Origin of the sequence: Aquicoccus porphyridii (assembly GCF_008369105.1) — a bacterium.
Classification (GTDB): Bacteria; Pseudomonadota; Alphaproteobacteria; order Rhodobacterales; family Rhodobacteraceae; genus Aquicoccus; species Aquicoccus porphyridii.
This window is the reverse complement of record NZ_VINQ01000011.1, coordinates 123,827-141,942: the sequence shown is the minus strand read 5'-3', so window position 1 is coordinate 141,942 and position 18,116 is coordinate 123,827. Positions and strand designations below refer to the sequence as shown.

Sequence of the window (18,116 nt, the reverse complement as noted above, 5' to 3'; positions counted from 1 at the left end):
GGGGCCCTCTGAGCATGGTACGAAACGGGACGAACTGTCGTCTGCGGGCCGAGGCGATCTCGGTCGACTATCCCGGTCGGCCGGTGCTCGACAGCCTGTCGCTGGACATACCCGACGGCAAGGTGACGGCTATCGTCGGTCCCAATGCCTGCGGCAAGTCAACGCTGTTGCGCGCCCTTGCCCGGTTGACGCCGGTGGCGGGTGGCCAAGTCTCGCTCGATGGACAACCGATTGAAAAACAACGCTCGCGCACCGTCGCCCGACACCTCGCGATCCTGCCACAGTCGCCGTTGGCGCCCGAGGGACTGACCGTACTGGATCTTGTCCGCCGCGGGCGTACCCCGCACCAATCCGCATTGAGTCAGTGGTCCCGCACGGATGCCGCGGCGGTGGACCGTGCATTGTGCCTGACTGGATTGAAAGACATGTCCTTTCAATTACTTGCCACCTTGTCGGGGGGGCAACGGCAACGCGCGTGGATCGCGATGGCGTTGGCACAGGACACCGATCTTCTGCTGCTGGACGAGCCCACGACCTATCTCGACTTACCCCACCAGATCGAACTTCTCGCGCTCATCCGCAAGCTCAACCACGACACCGGCTGCACCGTGGCGATGGTGCTTCACGACATTAATCTCGCCGCCCGCTTCGCCGACCACATGGTCGCACTCAGGGAGGGCAGGGTGCGCCACCAAGGCACGCCTTCCGAGGTCGTCACCACCGAGATGATGCAGGATATCTTCTCGCTGCCCTGCACCGTGATCTCCGATCCGGTCCACGGCCATCCTCATGTCATTCCCGCCTGAAGGAGAAGCCCGTGACCATGTCCCGACATATCGATTTCGCCCACCGCGCCGAGACCATGCTCCAGGGTCTGGACCCGGAACGCCTGCGCGAGGCCATGCTCGCGGAGGCCCGAGAGCACGGGCTGGAGGTCGTTCACGATGCGGACGGAGCACTGGTGATCCTGACCGCCTATGGCCGCTATACGCTGGCCTTGGAGGCTGGCAAGGCACGCGCGGCGGTGGACTCTCCACGGGCGGATTGGCTCTTCGCGCTCAAGGAGGGTCTGACCGAGAAGGTGTCGGCCTTGCACTCCGGCGCTGCTTTGAGAATGCGATGGTCGGACGCGCTGTCAGAGGGAAGCCGGCCGCCGAACTTCCAGTTCGTCGAGATCCGGTCGGTCGAGCCGGTGGGGCGGGATTTCGTTCGCATCACGGTCTGCGCAGAGGATGTTTCGGCTTTCGGAGAGGACGCTATACATTTCCGCCTCGTCCTGCCGCCCCTCGGCGACACGCAGCCCGAATGGCCTCGCATCGCAGCCAGCGGTGCGACGACCTGGCCCAAGGGTGAGAAGGTGCTGCACCGGCCCGTCTATACAGTGCGCCACATCGACGTGTCGCGCTGCGAACTGGCCTTCGATCTGTTCCTGCACGACGGCGGGCGCGCCACCGCCTGGGCGCGTTCCGTCCGTGTTGGCACTCGGGTCGGACTGACAGGTCCGGGGGGCGGCGGGATACCGGAGACCCGCAGGATCACGTTCTATGCCGACGAAACCGGCTTTCCCGCCGTGGCCCGGATTCTCGAAGCGTTGCCGACGGATGCGATCGGGCAGGCGGTCCTGAGCGCCCGTGACGGGGCGGCGTGTGGATACCCTTTGCCGGCCCATCCCGGTGTGGACGTGCACTGGCACGCGCAGCGGACGTCAACGCAATTGGCCGATTGTGCCATTGCCGACCAGGCAGTCCATAAAGGGGGCACCTTGTGGTTTGCAGCCGAAAAAGCAGGCGCTCAGAAATTGCGCGGCTGGTGCAAAACCAATGGGATCGATCTCCGCGATCACTACGTCGCCGCGTTCTGGACGCAGGGCGACCGGATATGAGGATTAACGACGCCATGACTATCTTCAGACCCCACCTGATGGGCCGCGCTTATGTCCTTGATGTGCAGGCACTCGTGCGCCGCGATGCCGCCGCCGCAGGCACTCCGGCCCGCGTGATTGCGGGCCGAACGGCCTGGGCAGCCCTCGCAGTATGGGCGCTTGCTGGCACGGCCTTGGCCCAGGATGCCTCCCAATCGCCTAGAATCACTGGCGAGGCGCCAGCGCTGGCCACTCCTTCCCAAACGAACACCTCCGAGCAGTCGACCCCACCCACCGCAGACCCGGCGGAACCTGACCGAAGCGGCCGGACCGTTCCGCCCGTTTTCGCCACTCCCGAACCGGAAACCGCGGATCGCCCTGCCGGGGCGTCTTCGGAGGCCGCGGCGCCCCGGGTCGAAACAGACATCGCGCCTGCCGGGGCGGCGTTGGAAGCCGATCCGGAAACGCCCCCGTCCGAAGCCACATCCGTGCGGACAAGCGGCGGGGCACCAACCGCACCTTCCCGACCGCGGAGTTCCCCCGAGTCCGCGCAGTCGCCTGTGGTGGCGCCGGGTGAGGCAACCGAGCCGGCCCTCTCGGCGATGGAAACCGCACTGGAACGGGCGTTGACCTTTCTGCGCAACGGCGGCCCGGCGATCTGGGCCATTGCCGCACTGTCGGTGGCTACCCTCGCGCTGATCATGTGGAAGGCCTGGCGTCTTGCCCTCATGGGCGCCTGGTCGCGCGGCAAGGCCGGTCGTGCGGTCGAGGCGTATCAGTGCGGCGACACGGCCAGCGCACTCGCCCTGGTCGAGGGGCGGCGCGGAATCCGTTCGCAGGTCATGGCTACCACCCTGCGCAGCCTCGAGCGGCTCTCCGAGGAGGCGGCCCGCGAGGAAACGGCGCGCGTAGCCAAACGCCAGCTGGCCTCGGCGCGCGATGGGCTGGGGGCGCTGGAACTGATCACCACCATCGCGCCTCTATTGGGCCTTCTGGGCACGGTGCTGGGCATGATCGCCGCCTTCCAGGCGCTGCAGGCGGCGGGATCGCGCGCCGATCCGGCCCTGCTTGCCGGCGGTATATGGGAGGCACTTCTGACCACGGCGGCCGGCATGGCCGTGGCGATCCCGGCTTCGGCGGCGCTGACATGGTTCGAGTCGGTCGTGGAGCGGATGAGGCGCGACATCGAGGACAACGCGGTGCGTGTCTTCATCGCGGCGCAACCCGAGGCCCTGAAACTCGCGGCCGAATAAGATGCAATTCGCGCCTCCCGCCCGCCCCCGGCGCAAGCCCAGCCTGACGCCAATGATCGACGTGGTGTTCCTGCTTCTCGTCTTCTTCATGCTGGCTTCGCGCTTCGGAACGGAGGCGATGATGCCGCTGCCGCTTGCTGCGTCCGGCAGAGACAGCTACAGCGGCCCGCCGCGTCTGGTGGACATCTCGCCAGATACGGTGGCGCTCAATGGCCGGCCGGTTCAGGATCTGCTCGCCGCCTTGCAGCCGCTGATGACCGCCCCCACCGACATGGTGATCCTGAGAGGCCGCGAGGGCGCCGATCTTCAGCGCGTGGTCAGGGTCAGCGAAGAGTTGCGCGGCGCGGGGTACACCACGCTTGTTCTGGTGGAGTGAGTCATGGATCTGAGCGAACCGGCCAAGCCCCCCCACGGTGAATCCATCGTACCCATGATCAACGTGGTGTTCCTGTTGCTCATTTTTTTCCTAATGACTTCGCAATTGGTCTCGCCTGAGCCCTTCGCGGTGGAACCGCCAGAAGCGGAGATCGACGCGGTAGCGGAGGCGGAACTGATCCTGTTCGTCAGCGGTGAAGGCCGGATCGCTTTTGACGGGCACGAGGGGGCGCGAGCGATCGCCGCCCTGGCCGGACAGCAGGCGGTGGATTCCGTCATCCAGTTGCGCGCCGATTCAGGGCTTGAGGCGAAAAAACTCGCCGCAATCCTGCGCGATCTGTCCCGGGCGGGCCTGTCGCGCGTCGAGCTGGTGGTGGCACGCAAATGAAACGCCTGGTTGAAACCACAGCCTTCTCGGCGCTTGCGATACTGGTCCATGTCGTTCTGTTCGCCCAGACCTCCGAGGAGGGCCATGACGCGGGCGGGTCCGGCGGAACGGCACTGATCTCGCTCGAGGCGGCCGACGCGACCGTGGCCGAGATGGTGGAGAGCTGGGATCGCCCGCCACCGCAGGCGCCGGTTCGTGAGCCGGAACTACGTCCCGCGCCCGCCCAGGTTGCCCCCGCCGCCGACTTGCCGCGCATCGACCTGGCAGAGGCGCCGCGGGCAGAGATGCGCATGGCCACGCTGCCGCCGGCGGAGCCGGAGGTGCTCCGGCTGGACCTAGAAGCCGCCCTGCCACGCCCTCAGACGAGCCCGCCGGACATCACCCGTCCGAATTCCCCTGAGGTCCCGATGCCCGCGCCTGATCTGCCACGGGCCGAAATGTCCCGGCCAGAAACGCGCGCACCGATGACGGCCGTCCCACCCGAACAAATGACCGAGGCACCGTCGGTGGACACTGAGCCGGCGCCTCCCCCGCCGTCTGAAGTTAACCCCATCGCGTCGCTGCGCCCGCCACAGCGCCCGACCGCACCAAGGCCGACAGATCTGCCTGAGAACGCGCGCAAGGCCGAGCAGACCTCGCACGGGCACGTCGCGCAGCGGGCCGCGGGGTCCGGCGGCAGCAGCCAGGCGGGGCAGACGGGTAGCACGCAAGCGGCGACGGCATCGGAGGGCCAACAGGCCAAGGCGCAAGCCGTCTGGGGGGCCAAGGTCCGGTCCAGCATCGAACGCGCCAAGCGCTACCCCCGTGGCACGAATGCGTCCGGCCAGGTCAGTCTGGCAATCTCGATCTCGCGCAGCGGACAGTTGCTGGGCGTCAGTATCCGGCGGTCCTCAGGCAATTCGATCTTGGACCAAGCCGCCCTGGACGCCGTGCGCCGCGCTGCCCGCTTCCCGTCCGCACCCCGAGAATTGTCTCGGAACTCTTACACCTTCTCGCTGGCCATACTGCTGAAGCGATGAAACGTCCTTCAGGGCGTCGGACCGGACGCGGCGGTGCCTGCGTTGGTCTATACCCCGGTTCCAACACGGTCGTCACCAGCTATTCCTGTCGGCTACGGGGAGAGCCTCCCGCTTATTTGTCTGCAGCGTTATTTCCCAAGCCTGAAGGAACCTACATCATTTGCCAAGTTTAACTTGGGTATTCGGGCACGGGCTTGATCCGTTTAGGCTCTTCTCCGGACATCTGATGCGTATGGCGCCGATGTCCGCCGAGGGCCGTTCGTCTCGATCGGCACCAAGGAGTCAGCGGTTACCAGATGCAGCGCGGCGAAAGGCGGTTCTCAAAACGCGAGGGGTGCGTTCTCCTTGATCTCCTTAAGCACAAAAAAGGTCCTAATCTGCCGCACACCGGGCAATGCGATCAACATCTTGGTATGCATCTCGTTGAAGTCTTTCATCTCCTTCACCCGTATTTTCAGGAGGTAGTCAAAATCTCCAGCGACGAGGTGGCAATCGAGAAGTTCAGACATTCCGTCCACCGCTGCTTCAAAGGCGGCAAAACTCTCTGGCGTTGAGCGATCCAGCACGACGCCCACCATCACAAGTGTTCCAAGATCCACCGATGCAGGATTCACATGGCCCATAACCTTTGAGATATGGCCAGCGTCAAACAACGCTTGAGTGCGCCGGTGGCAGGTCGCGGGACTGACATTCACTGCGCTGGCGAGCTCCGCGTTTGTCAGTCGGCCATCGGCTTGAAGGTGGCGAAGGATGTTGCGGTCGATTCGATTGAGGTTGTTCATGAAAGATTCTTCCATTTTGGCATATAAAATATCCTTTTACGGGAATGATTAATCAATCATTCTGATCTTTTTGTAAAATAAAATAGCAATTTTGAAAGCACTCATCACAACTAGCCTGTTAGCATCTTCCAAAAGGAAAACAGGAGATCGCCCATGTCGTTGCTTGATAGATTCGAACGCTACCCGCTCACCTTCGGCAAGACTGCCATCGAGCATTTACCACGGCTCACAGAAGCCGTCGGTGCCGAAGTGGAGTTCTATGCAAAGCGCGAGGATTGCAACTCTGGGCTGGCCTTCGGTGGCAACAAGCTCCGAAAGCTTGAATATATCATGCCTGATGCCATCGCGAGCGGGGCGGATACGCTGGTTTCTATTGGCGGTGTTCAGTCGAACCATACGCGTATGGTGGCTGCGACCGCTGCGAAGATCGGTATGAAGTGCGTGGTGATCCAAGAGAAATGGGTCCCGCACTATGACGCCGTTTATGATCGCGTGGGCAACATTATGATGACCCGCCTCATGGGGGCAGACAGTCGTCTCGTGGATGATGGTTTTGATATCGGCATCCGCAAAAGCTGGGAAGATGCGATCCAATCCGTGAAAGACGCAGGCGGCAAGCCTTACGCGATCCCAGCGGGTGCGTCTGTTCACAAATATGGCGGGCTTGGCTATGTCGGCTTTGCCGAGGAAGTCGCCGAGCAAGAGACAAAGCTTGGATTCAAGTTCGACTATATCGTTGTTTGTGTTGTGACCGGCTCGACCCAAGGAGGCATGATCGTTGGTTTCGCAGCTCAGGATCGTGCAGACCGGGTAATTGGGATCGATGCCTCGGGCACGCTCGATCAGACTCGCGCGCAGGTGCGAGAAATCGTCGACAACGCCGCTGATCTGGTTGGCCTTGGGCGCAGAGTCCGAGATGATGAAATCCACATCAACCCGGACTACGCTTACCCGGCATATGGTGTGCCGTCCGAGGAAACCAATGACGCCATCCGTCTTGCTGCAAAGACGGAAGCGATGATGACGGACCCGGTTTACGAGGGCAAATCCATGCAAGGTATGATCGACCTCGCCAAGAAAGGCTTCTTCCCGAAAGGTTCCAAGGTTCTTTACGCCCATCTTGGCGGTGCCCCGGCGCTGAACGGGTATAGCTACTACTACAGGGACGGCTGATCTCCTGCACGGACGGAAAGACGCCCATCAACAAGCCGTTGAGGAACCGGAATGTGCGTTCGATTGCATCCTTGATGGCGGGCCATTTCCGTTCGATGTCGGTGATCGACTGCGTGGTGAAATTCGAAACGTTGTATTTCACGTCGAAGCCACACAGCACCAGGCAGGCTTTCATAACAAAATCCTTGGTGATCTTGTTCTCGTGCCCCAGACCCTTGTTGATGTGATCGACAAATCCGAACACGGCATCCCGAGCCGATCCGTTCTCCCATTTCGACGTAATCATGGACATCAGGAGATCTGACTTGGAGAGCTTGGTGCCGCCGTCATTGGCGCGCACGAAGATGTCGAGCACTCGGTCCACAGAGCGGCTGGATTCGATGTAGTAATTCACCACGTCGTCCGCCCAGATCACCTGGTGCAAGTGATGCAGGGCTGACCAGATGAGGTCGCGCTCAAAGGCTGTCATTCCATGATGCAGCTCTGCCAGCCTCGTCTCGATCAACCCTTCCAACTGATCTTCGGACTTGAAGTTCAGCATATCACCCAAGCGAAACCAGTGGTGGCGATGATCAGTGCGGGGCGGAAGGGTATGAAACCGTAGCCCATAGCTGACACAAGGGCCGGTAGGGGAACAATCACAGGTGGACGACGGCCTCTCCGACATGTGCTGTTCCAAACCGCACTCGCTGCCGCCTGCCACAATCCAGTTCTCAAGCCAGTCGCAAAGCATCTCAAAGAGCGCGGAAAGCCGCACAAGCTGGTCATTATCGCAATCGCGCGAAGGCGGGTCACGATCGCAAACGCGATCATCAAAACCGGCAAGCCTTGGCAGATTCAGTCGGGCGAATAGATACAGTTGCTAGGGGATTTGAACCGGCCCATGATCTTCTCACGCTTTCGTGTCGGCCTGTGGCTGCCCTCGATCAAGCTGTTGAGGCCCTTGCGGGCTCGGCGATCGGCTCTGGGTGCCAAGCGCGCGATCGGCTTGATGTAGCTGCGAAGCTTGTCAGTGATCACGACGCGCGGGGTGCGATGAGGTGCATGAAAAACCGCCTGGCGGCTTTGGCATTGCGACGTGTCTGGACAAGGATATGAGCGTGTCACCGCTGGCATCCACAGCGCGCCAGAGCCGGTGTTTCACACCACCCATCGCGATTACGACCTCGTCCAGATGCCATTTGTCGTTCGGACGGGTCCGGTCATGCCGAATGCAGGCTGCAAAATGTGCGCCGGGCGTTTGACCATTGTGACGTGGCTTTGCAGTTCGGCTATGACGTTCTGAACTTTTCAAGATGTTGAAACAGGCCAGTGCTGTTTGAGCCTTTCACCAGGATGACATCACCTGGGGAAACCTGTTGAGTCAGGATATTCTCGAGATCGCCGAGATCCGTGGTTCTGAACCTTCCATCATCGCCAACCGCAGAGATACTCGCTTTGAATTCATCTCCGACAAGATATACGGATTCCAAGGGTTTCTCTTCGAGGAACTTGAGAAGCTCGGTATGTTCCGACTGGCTCTCCTCGCCGAGTTCAGCCATATCGCCGAGGATAGCCACGCGTTTTCCACTGCATGGCATCGCAAACATTTCATCCAGTGCCGCACGCATCGAGGCCGGGTTTGCGTTATAGGAATGATCTATGATCCTCGCCGGCGTCCCCGGGGTTGCCAATTCGATAATCTGGCCACGGCCGATGTCCCTGGCAAAAGTCGTCAGACGTTTGAGCACAGGCTCGATTGGCTGGCGCAGTACACTGATGACCGCAACGACTGCCATCGTATTCTCAACCGCGTAGCTCCCCGCACCGACGATTGGAACAACGTGGCGCTTGCCGAAGGCTTCCAGCGTGACCTCCTGTGCCGAGGGTGTCGAGACTATGGGAAAAATATCGGAGGCATCCGACCATCCGTAGGTCACAACTCGGAGTCCTTTGTCCTTTGCAGCAGCTTCGACGATCTCATATTCGTTCATATTCCGGTTAAGGATAGCAACACCATCGTCGGGCATTGCCGAGAAAATATGTGCCTTTCTACGTGCGATGGTGGCTGTATCTTTGTGATGGATCAGATGGGCCGGGTGGATGTTGGTGAACAACGCGATGTCCGGCCGCGCCAGTCGGGTATTTTCCTGCATCTGCCCGATTGCCATTTCCAGAACGCAATATTCCGTATCTACGGGGGCACAACAAAGGTTCCAGGCGAGGCCGCGCACCATGTTGGCACTGAAACGCGTGCTGTGAACCTTGCCGACGCCGCCAAGGCAATGCGCAATCATGGCCGTTACACTGGTCTTTCCTGCACTGCCCGTCACGCCCACGACCGGCCCCGTGAGTGATTTGCGCGCATCCTTTGCCAAGGCAATCAAGGCGGCGCGCATATCGGGAACGCGCAAGACGGAATCTGCCTTGACCGAGACCCCGCCGTCATTGCTCACAATCGCGAGCCGCGGAATAATCTGGTTTTCTTCCAACTCTTCATAGGGAATGCCAAACCTGTCGTCCGGGTGCCGGGCGAATACGATATCATCCTCACGAAAGCTTGGGGCATAGGTAGAAACGCCATTCAGCTCTAACGCGGACGTCGGCGGGCGGAGCCATTCTGCACCCTCCAGAAGGCTGGTGATGTCTGTTGAGGACCAGCGCGCTTGTCTTGCTCTGTCGGCGAGTCGACGCTTCTGCTGTTCGCAACAGTCGATGAAGCTGTCCCGCTCTTTCAGATAAGAGCGATAAGCGATCAGTCCGGACAGGTAATGTTCGACATCGTCAATTCGCACCCGGAAGCCATGATGGCGAATAAAGAAGCTACCGGTCACAGAGGCGGGGTTCCGGAAATACATGGCGACTTCGGGGAAGAAGAACCCGTTTGTCAGGTATTGGGCCCTGTGTTCCATCGCCTCTCGAAAAGCACTGAGATCGAGCGCGTCAACGACCGGGACCAGAGACGGATCCTGCAACGATCTCTGCACCAGCAGACGGGTGGCGCAACACAGCTCCAGCAGCGTGGGAAAGGTGGTAATCCGGTCGCGGATAAAGGGGAGGTAATCCCGGACGTTGCGGACGCCGAAAGATACATATTCCGGGTCGCTGTGATAACAGGAAAGTTCGTTCACACAATATGCCAGCCAGTGGTCATTGTACTGCCAATAGTCCTTGGAGATAAAATGATCCACAGCACGGCGGGCCGCATCTAGCCAGCGCTTTTCACCCGTTGCACCGTAAAGCCGCATGAGCCCGAATGCAGCCTCTCCGTCATAGTAAATCGTGCGAAAGTCCTCCTTCGGAGTCAGGCTGTCCGCATCCAGGATATGACAAAAGCCGCCGTTCTCTTGTTGCATGGACAGGATACCGTTGCCCAAGCGACGTGCCAGTTCGAGTACGGATTTATCTCCCGTCACCTCGGAGAACTTGCAGTACGCCAAAATGGCGACAGCGTTTCCTCCGAGCTTGACCTCCTTGCCTGTATCCATCAGGTAAGCCGACGCTCCGGCCGGTCCGTTGCTGTACTTGACAAGGTATTTCGCGATCCGCTTCAAAGACCGTTCAATGGCCACGCGTATATCATCGCTTTGGATCAACTCGTAGGCTTCGCACAGCGCGTAGGTGCTGCTGGCGTGGCGCAGCGTGTTGTAGTGGTTGATCGGGCGATCGAAGCATGGGTACCTGCCATAGTGAAACATGCCGTTCTCGTTGACCTGGGCCGCGAGATAGGTGGCACTTTCAAGTATCAGAAAATCGAGATTTCCCGCCTGGTTGAGGTCGAACACACGCCGTCCACCATTGAGACCAGACGGCATGAGCGTATGAAGTTCGCCGTTGTCACGATCACTGAACAGGCCATCAGATGTGAAAAGATAAACGGTGTCGGAATTTTCTGGGGGCTCGAACGTTTGGCCAAAACGCCTTTTCCAATAAACCCCAAAGTTGTTGAGATTTATTTCACAGTGCGGAACTTGGGCACCTTTGTAGAACAAGGCGCTGCCATTCAGCTCTCCTTCGGTTACCGCATGCCGGAAATCAGCATCCAGAGATACCCCTTTGCGGCTATAGTTGCGCTTCACTTTCTGCAACGCGGCTTTGTAGGCGGCGAAGGAAATCACCTGCACAGAAGTCACCCAGTCCAACCGCACATGACGTGCGCTGAGCAACTGCGCGAGTTCCTTTTCTTGCAGCCCTTCACGCAAGCCGATCAGGCTTGAGGCCGTGATTGTCTTGACGCGGGCGCGGTTGTCACCATCTGTCGCCGAAACGAAAACAACATAACGCGGGTATGGGTCTGGCAGTGAGGATATCCGCGGGAGGATCTCATCCAGAATTTGGGAGGTGGCAGCGTCATTCATGGGGGATTAATGTTCATGCATAGCTTCTGCTGCATGGTGAACTGTTTGAAAGGCCTTGCCAAGTTGTTTGCGTCTTGTGATGGGGGTACCTGCTGAGCCGTGAAGATACCACCATCGATGCCGCGCCTGAAGGGGTTTCGTTTTCCACGCGAAATCGTTTCCTGTGCCGTTTGGGTTTATGATCGCCTTGCCCTCGGCACGGGGCGTTGTTGCGCAATTCACGCGTTGGGCGTGACTGCCCCTTGCCCCGTCATTGTCGAGCCACGCGGATGATCTCGGCGGTGCCGAGGGCAGAGAAGCGGTTCATGAGTGCGATGCGGATGTGGATTTCGGCGGTCTGTCGGTCAGGGTCGCTCGCGGCGATGCGTTCGCCGAAGGCTTTCAGGCAGCGCATTTTCGCCTCGATGCGGCTGCGGGCGTGGTATCCGGTCCAGCGCTTCCTGAACGCCCGACCATAGTATCGCGTCGCGCGCAGGGTCTCGTTTCTGGCGCGTGCCGCCGGACAGTCATCCTTCCATAGCCGCCCGTTCTTGCGGATCGGAATGATCGGCACAGCATCACGCGCGATGAGGGCCTTGTGGCAGCGGCGCGTGTCGTAGGCGCCGTCGGCGGTCACCGTGGCGATCTGCTCGTCCCCGGGAATCTGGCCGAGCAGGTCTGGCAGCACAGGGCTGTCCACGCGCAGATTCAACGGCCCATCGGCACGGCGATGGGGAACCTGCGCGGCCAGGGCCTTCTGTCGGCGGCACAGGGTGGAAAAGTCCGGCACGGACCAGTCCAGCCCCGCCAGTTTCAGCAGGCTCGCTACCATCTCGGCGGTCTGGCGCAGGGGGAGCTTGAACAGGATCTTGGTCGACAGGCAGAATTGCATGGCAGCGTCGGAGAACGCCGCTGGCCGTCCAGGCCGCCCATCACGCGGCGCGTGCAAGGTCATGTCCTTGTCCACCCAGATCAGCAGAGAGCCCCGCTTGCGCAGCGATGCGTTGTAGCTGGGCCAGTTCGTGGTGCGATAGCGGGCGGGAGGCGGCTCGCTCATGCAACTCGTGTAACCGCATGGCTTCAGGATGTGAATCCTCCGTCGTCAGAGTGGTGCAACGACGCCGCGCAAAGGTCGAAAGTATAAGGGGGGCATCCATGCCATTAACAAAGCCCCGGAAAATGAAACCTCTTCAGGCGCGGCATTGATGATGGTATTTTCATGGCTCAACAGGTACCTCCATCACAAGACGCAAACAACTTGGCAATGTCTGCCAACCAGTCACTCGAAAAGGAGATTCGCCGGGAACAGCGGCGCAGCCGCCCGGACAGCGCCCGGTCGCCCTGACGGCCGGGTGCTTTTGATGGGGTGCGCGCTGGTCTGGGCGGGGGATGACGTTGCGGGATAAACCACCCTGCGCGATGCTGTGAGCACCCGACCGTGGCCTTGTGCTGCCCTTTGTTGTGCGGGTTTGCCACGGTCCAGGCCTCTCGCGCATGACACAGAGGCCAACCCGGGTTGAATGGGCTTTCCATTCGCGGGCGAAAACCGCTATCACCCAGGCCAAGGACGATATGAAAAAGGCCCGACAAGATGACGCGCTATTCCGCCGCCGAGATCGAAGCAAGATGGCAGGACGCCTGGGACAAGGCCGGGGTATTCCGTGCCGCCCGGGACAAGAGCAAGCCGAAATACTACGTGCTCGAGATGTTTCCCTATCCGTCGGGGCGCATCCACATGGGGCATGTGCGCAATTACGCCATGGGCGACGTGATCGCGCGCTACAAGATCTCCAATGGGTTCAACGTGTTGCATCCGATGGGATGGGATGCCTTCGGGATGCCCGCGGAAAACGCCGCGATGGCGTCGGGCGGCCATCCCAAGGACTGGACCTATGGCAATATCAAGGACATGCGCGAGCAGATGAAGCCGCTCGGCCTTTCCATCGACTGGAGGCGGGAATTCGCGACTTGCGATCCGGAATATTACGGTCAGCAGCAGGCGTTGTTCCTCGATTTCCTCGACAAGGGGTTGGTGTATCGCAAGGAGGCGGTGGTCAACTGGGACCCGGTGGACATGACCGTTCTGGCCAATGAACAGGTGATCGACGGCAAGGGCTGGCGCTCGGGCGCGGATGTCGAGCGGCGCGAGTTGACGCAATGGTTCTTCAAGATCAGCGATTTCTCGGGCGAATTGCTCGATGCGCTGGAGGGGCTCGAGAACTGGCCCGCCAAGGTGCGGGTGATGCAGGAGAACTGGATCGGGAAATCGCGCGGCTTGCAGTTTTCGTTCGATCGCGTGGATGGCGGGCAGATCGAGGTTTACACGACCCGGCCCGACACGTTGATGGGGGCGAGTTTCATCGGGATTTCACCCGATCACCCGCTGGCCCGGGAGTTGGAGGCGAAGGACGAGGGCGTGGCCCGCGCGGTGGCCGGGATGCGCAAGGGCGGCACCACGGAAGAGGCGATCGAGAAGGCCGAGAAGCTGGGTCATGACACCGGGTTGAAGGTGCGCCACCCGCTCAACCCCGATTGGGAATTGCCGGTCTGGATCGCCAATTTCATCCTGATGGATTACGGCACCGGCGCGATCTTCGGTGTGCCCGCGCATGACCAGCGCGATCTCGATTTCTGTCGCAAGTATGACCTGCCGGTGATCGACACGTTCTTTGCGCTTGATGATCCGAAGCCGGTGGAAAATGACGCCTTCGTGCCGCCCAAGAGCGAGAAGGTGAAATGGGTCGATCATTTCACCGGGATCGACGTGGCCACGGGGCAGGAGGCGATCGACGCGACGATTGATTTCGCCGAGGCGCACGGCTGGGGCAAGGGTGTCACCAAGTATCGGCTACGCGACTGGGGGCTGTCGCGGCAGCGTTACTGGGGTTGTCCGATCCCGGTGGTGCATTGCGATGCCTGCGGCGTGGTGCCCGAGAAGAAGGAAAACCTGCCCATTCGCCTGCCCGATGACGTGTCGTTCGACGTGCCGGGCAACCCGCTCGACCGGCACCCGACATGGCGCGATTGTGCCTGCCCCGCCTGCGGCAAGCCCGCACGGCGCGAGACGGACACGATGGACACGTTCGTTGATTCGTCATGGTATTTCGCGCGCTTCACCGCGCCGCGCGCCGAGACGCCCACGGTGATGGAAGAGACCGAATACTGGATGAACGTGGACCAGTATATCGGCGGGATCGAACATGCGATCCTGCATCTCTTGTATTCGCGCTTTTTTGCCCGGGCGATGCATATCTGTGGCCACCTGCCCGAAAGCGCGAAAGAGCCGTTCGATGCGCTTTTCACCCAAGGGATGGTGACGCATGCGATTTACCAGACGCGGGATGCCAACGGGCGGCCGGTCTATCATTATCCCGAAGAGGTCGAACTGCGCGACGGCAAGGCGTTCCTCAAGGACGGACGCGAGGCCGAGGTTGTGCCGTCGGCCAAGATGTCGAAATCCAAGATGAACGTGGTCGACCCGCTCAACATCATCTCGAATTTCGGGGCGGATACCGCGCGCTGGTTCGTTCTGTCGGACAGCCCGCCGGAACGTGACGTGGAATGGACCGCGTCGGGGGCCGAGGCGGCATACAAGCATCTTAGCCGGGTCTGGCGGATCGCGGCGGAGGCGGCCAGTTCGGACGCGCCCGCGTCGGGCGAGGATGACGCGCTGATCCGCGAGATGCACAAGGCGATCCATGATGTGACCATGGGGATCGAAAGCTTTGGCTTCAACGCGGCGATTGCGCGGCTTTACGCCTTTACCAACGCGATCCAGAAATCGCGGGCGGGAGCAGAGGCCAAACGCGCGGCGCTCAGGGTGCTGGCGCAGTTGATGAGCCCGATGACGCCGCACCTGTCGGAAGGCATCTGGGAGATGCTGGGCGGTGAGGGGCTGGTGATCAACGCGCCATGGCCAAAGGCGAACGAGGCGATGCTGGTCGAGGACAGCGTGACAATGCCGATCCAGATCAACGGCAAGCGCCGGGCGGAAATCAACGTGCCGCGCGACATGGACAAGACGCAGGTTGAAAAGCTGGCGCTGGCGACGGATGCTGTGCAAAGGGCGCTCGACGGGGGCAACCCGAAAAAGGTGATCGTCGTGCCGGGGCGGATCGTGAATGTGGTGGTCTAGAAGAACCTTCCTTTTGGGCGCGCTGGCGCTGTCGGGCTGCGGGTTCACGCCGGCCTATGGGCCGGGCGGCACGGCGGGGCGGTTGCAGGGCACGATCCTGATCGACGCGCCGCAGGACCGGAACGGTTATCTTCTGGTGCGGCACCTCGAAGATCGGCTGGGCCGGGCGGCGGCGGCGCGTTATGGCCTGTCGCTGGCGCTCGATATCAAGCGCGAGCGGATGGCGATTGCCGCCGACAACATCACCACGCGGTTCAACCTGATCGGGCGGGTGAGCTATGCGCTGCGCGATTTGGGCGATGGGCGGGTGCTGACCTCGGGCAACGTGGACAGCTTTACCGGCTATTCCGCCACCGGGTCGACCGCCGCCACCCAGACCGCCGAGGCCAACGCGCATGAGCGGCTGATGACCATCCTGGGCGACCAGATCGTCATGCGCCTTGTTGCGGCCTCGGGGGAATTGCCGGCATGAAACTGTCGGGGCGGCAGGCGGCGGGCTATTTCGCGCGACCCGAGCCGGGGCGCACGGGATTGTTGATCTATGGCGCGGATGCGATGCGTGTGGCGCTCAGGCGGCGGGAGGTGATTGCCGCGCTCATCGGCCCGACCGGCGACGAGGAAATGCGGCTTTCGCGTATCCAGGCGGCCGAGCTGCGCAAGGACCCGGCGATGCTTCTGGATGCGATCAAGGCGCAGGGGTTCTTTCCGGGGCCGCGCGTGGCCTTTGTCGAGGATGCGACCGACGGGCTGGCCGATGTGATCGGCGCGGGCCTGAGCGAATGGGGCGAGGGCGACGCGCAGGTGATCGTGACGGCGGGCGCGCTCAATGCCCGCTCGAAGCTGCGCAAGATTTTCGAGGGGCACAAGAATGCCTATGCGGTGGGGCTTTATGATGATCCGCCGGGGCGCGAGGAGATCGAGGCGGAGCTGGCCCGTGCCGGGCTGCGCAACGTGTCGCCCGATGCCATGGGCGCGCTGACCGCGCTGGCGCGCGATCTGCGGCCGGGGGATTTTCGCCAGACCATCGAGAAGCTGGCGCTTTATCGTCTGGGCGAGTCTGGGGCGGTGGGCGGCGAGGACGTGGCCGCCTGTGCGCCCCTGTCGGTCGAGGCGGGGGTGGACGATGTGCTCAACCTCGTGGCCGAGGGGCAGATGGGCGAGATCGGCCCGGTGATGCAGCGGCTGACGGCGCAGGGGGTGACGCCGGTGGCGCTCAGCATCGGGGCGATGCGGCATTTCAAGGCGCTTTACACGGCGGCGAGCGACCCGGGCGGCGCGGCACAGGGCATCGCGCGGATGCGCCCGCCGATCTTTGGCCTGCGCCGCGACCGGATGCTGCGGCAGGCGCAGGGTTGGGGGGCCGGTAAGCTCGAAACCGCGCTGGGGCTGATCACCGATACTGACCTCACATTGCGCAGCGCCGGACAGCGCGCGCCCGCCATGGCGCTGGTCGAGCGGTGTTTCCTGCGGCTCGCGGGGTTGGCCAAGGCGCGGCGGTGAGGTGAGGCCCGCCCCGGGCCGGGCGCTGCCCTCTCGTTGGGCTCTTTCCCCGCATGACGCGCCGTCGCGCTGGTGCAGGGCGTGCAGGCGGGGCACTCTCGCGCGGGAATCAGGGGAGGGAGAGACATGTATGAAGTGATCGGGAACACGCAGAGCCGGGCCTTCCGGGTGATGTGGCTTCTGGAGGAGTTGGGGCAGGATTACACCCACACGCCGGACAAGCCGAGCACCGGGCGGGCGGCGGAGTTGAACCCGTCGGGCAAGATCCCGGTGTTTTGCGATGGCGATGCGGTTTTGACCGATTCGACGGCGATCATGACCTATCTCGCCGACAAGCACGGCGCGCTCACGCATCCCTGCGGCACGGTCGAGCGGGCGAAGCAGGATGCGCTGACTCACCAGATCCTCGACGAGATGGATTCGGTGCTCTGGGTGGCGACGCGGCACAAGTTCATGCTGCCCGAGGACAAGCGGGTGCCGGATGTGATCGACTCGCTCAAGTGGGAATTCGGTCGCAACGCGGCGCGGATCGCCGAGCGGTTTGAAGGGCCGTTCCTGATGGGTGAGACGATGACCGTGCCGGATATCATCCTGACCCATTGCCTCAACTGGGCCTTCGGCGCGAAATTCCCCTATGATCACGAGAACCTTCTGGCCTATGCCAAGGCAATGCGCGGGCGCGATGCGTTCAAGGCGGCGGTCGGAAAATGAGGCTCTATTTCACTCCGAATTCCCCATATGCCCGGATCACGAGGGTCGCATTGCGCGAAAGCGGGCTGCGCACACGGGTCGAGGAAATTGGGGTGGCGACGCGCGATCCCGCCACCGCGCTGTTCGAGGTTACCCCGCTGGCGCGGGTGCCCGTTCTGGAAGATGGGAGCGTGGTGCTCGCAGATACACGCGACATTTGTGCTCATTTCGATCTGCTGGAGAATCGGGCGCGGTGGTTCCCACAGGAGGATGACGCGACACGATTTCTGCGCCATGTTGTCAGCGGGTTTCTGGATGGTGTTGCCGTCTGGCTGCGTGAGAAGGCACGACCGGATGGCGAACGCTCGGATCCGGTGATGCGCTATGAAGAACATCGCGCGGTCCGGGTGCTGCGCTGGCTGGCGCCGCGCTGGCGGGATGAAGGACGGTGGGACTATTGCGCGCTTGTGCTTGCCTGTGCGCTGGATATTGCCCAGCGTCGGGGGATGGCAAAGGGTTGGCACGAAATTGCGCCCGAGCTAGTCGCTTGGGCCACGACGCGCGCAGGTGATCCGTTCATGGTGGAAACCGCGCCAGGCGGGTAAGTGGCGAGCCGTGGTTCGA

The 18,116-nt window shown here is 61.8% G+C and carries 15 protein-coding genes and 2 pseudogenes; 13 read left to right on the top strand and 4 right to left on the bottom strand.

Annotated features, from left to right (window positions below; genetic code table 11):
• The first annotated feature begins 14 nt into the window (after positions 1–14).
• The 6 genes from FLO80_RS14365 to tolA all read left to right on the top strand — a co-directional run bounded on the left by FLO80_RS14365 (position 15) and on the right by tolA (position 4,896).
• Complete coding sequence (locus tag FLO80_RS14365; protein ID WP_111364397.1) at positions 15–806, top strand: ABC transporter ATP-binding protein; 792 nt, start codon at positions 15–17, stop codon at positions 804–806.
• A 17-nt stretch (positions 807–823) separates the two neighbouring features.
• A complete protein-coding gene (locus FLO80_RS14360) occupies positions 824–1,882 on the top strand; it encodes a siderophore-interacting protein (RefSeq protein ID WP_111364399.1) in 1,059 nt (352 codons plus the stop codon).
• A 581-nt stretch (positions 1,883–2,463) separates the two neighbouring features.
• A complete protein-coding gene (locus tag FLO80_RS24435) occupies positions 2,464–3,114 on the top strand; it encodes a MotA/TolQ/ExbB proton channel family protein (RefSeq protein ID WP_111364401.1) in 651 nt (216 codons plus the stop codon).
• A gap of 1 nt (position 3,115) precedes the next feature.
• Positions 3,116–3,490, top strand: a complete 375-nt coding sequence (locus FLO80_RS14350) for an ExbD/TolR family protein (RefSeq protein ID WP_111364403.1) — start codon at positions 3,116–3,118, stop codon at positions 3,488–3,490.
• A 3-nt stretch (positions 3,491–3,493) separates the two neighbouring features.
• Positions 3,494–3,877 carry an ExbD/TolR family protein gene (locus FLO80_RS14345; RefSeq protein WP_111364405.1) on the top strand — a complete coding sequence of 128 codons (384 nt, stop codon included), beginning with the start codon at positions 3,494–3,496 and terminating at the stop codon, positions 3,875–3,877.
• On the top strand, positions 3,874–4,896 hold the full coding sequence (gene tolA / locus FLO80_RS14340) for a TonB family protein (RefSeq protein WP_111364407.1): 1,023 nt from the start codon (positions 3,874–3,876) through the stop codon (positions 4,894–4,896). The genes FLO80_RS14345 and tolA overlap by 4 nt, the downstream gene beginning before the upstream one ends.
• A 320-nt stretch (positions 4,897–5,216) precedes the next feature.
• Here the strand turns inward: tolA and FLO80_RS14335 are convergent, their stop codons facing one another.
• Positions 5,217–5,678, bottom strand: a complete 462-nt coding sequence (locus tag FLO80_RS14335; protein ID WP_223145490.1) for an Lrp/AsnC family transcriptional regulator — start codon at positions 5,676–5,678, stop codon at positions 5,217–5,219.
• Positions 5,679–5,831: 153 nt separating this feature from the next.
• Between FLO80_RS14335 and FLO80_RS14330 the strand changes: the two genes are divergently transcribed.
• Complete coding sequence (locus FLO80_RS14330) at positions 5,832–6,851, top strand: 1-aminocyclopropane-1-carboxylate deaminase (protein WP_111364411.1); 1,020 nt, start codon at positions 5,832–5,834, stop codon at positions 6,849–6,851.
• An 867-nt stretch (positions 6,852–7,718) separates the two neighbouring features.
• Here FLO80_RS14330 and FLO80_RS14315 read toward each other — a convergent pair.
• Both FLO80_RS14315 and FLO80_RS14310 read right to left on the bottom strand, forming a co-directional pair.
• Positions 7,719–8,085: pseudogene (locus tag FLO80_RS14315) on the bottom strand (IS6 family transposase); the annotation flags it as partial.
• A gap of 37 nt (positions 8,086–8,122) precedes the next feature.
• Positions 8,123–11,188, bottom strand: coding sequence for a UDP-N-acetylmuramoyl-tripeptide--D-alanyl-D-alanine ligase (locus FLO80_RS14310; protein ID WP_111364415.1), 3,066 nt, complete (start codon positions 11,186–11,188; stop codon positions 8,123–8,125).
• Between the two features lie 99 nt (positions 11,189–11,287).
• Here FLO80_RS14310 and FLO80_RS14305 point away from each other — a divergent pair.
• Positions 11,288–11,383 (top strand): annotated as a pseudogene (locus tag FLO80_RS14305) (IS6 family transposase); the annotation flags it as partial.
• A gap of 55 nt (positions 11,384–11,438) precedes the next feature.
• On the opposite strand, the gene FLO80_RS14300 reads toward FLO80_RS14305, so the two are convergent.
• Entirely contained in the window at positions 11,439–12,224 is a 786-nt protein-coding gene (locus FLO80_RS14300) for a transposase (RefSeq protein WP_111364417.1), read from the bottom strand.
• Between the two features lie 534 nt (positions 12,225–12,758).
• Between FLO80_RS14300 and leuS the strand changes: the two genes are divergently transcribed.
• The 5 genes from leuS to FLO80_RS14275 all read left to right on the top strand — a co-directional run bounded on the left by leuS (position 12,759) and on the right by FLO80_RS14275 (position 18,097).
• Positions 12,759–15,302: a leucine--tRNA ligase gene (gene leuS / locus FLO80_RS14295; RefSeq protein WP_111364419.1), complete on the top strand. Its 2,544-nt coding sequence runs from the start codon at positions 12,759–12,761 to the stop codon at positions 15,300–15,302.
• Positions 15,289–15,774, top strand: a complete 486-nt coding sequence (gene lptE / locus FLO80_RS14290; protein ID WP_111364421.1) for an LPS assembly lipoprotein LptE — start codon at positions 15,289–15,291, stop codon at positions 15,772–15,774. The genes leuS and lptE overlap by 14 nt, the downstream gene beginning before the upstream one ends.
• Positions 15,771–16,802, top strand: a complete 1,032-nt coding sequence (holA, locus tag FLO80_RS14285) for a DNA polymerase III subunit delta (RefSeq protein ID WP_111364423.1) — start codon at positions 15,771–15,773, stop codon at positions 16,800–16,802. Before lptE ends, holA begins: the two co-directional genes overlap by 4 nt.
• A gap of 126 nt (positions 16,803–16,928) precedes the next feature.
• On the top strand, positions 16,929–17,513 hold the full coding sequence (locus FLO80_RS14280; protein ID WP_111364425.1) for a glutathione S-transferase family protein: 585 nt from the start codon (positions 16,929–16,931) through the stop codon (positions 17,511–17,513).
• Entirely contained in the window at positions 17,510–18,097 is a 588-nt protein-coding gene (locus tag FLO80_RS14275; protein WP_111364427.1) for a glutathione S-transferase family protein, read from the top strand. The genes FLO80_RS14280 and FLO80_RS14275 overlap by 4 nt, the downstream gene beginning before the upstream one ends.
• Positions 18,098–18,116: the final 19 nt, after the last annotated feature.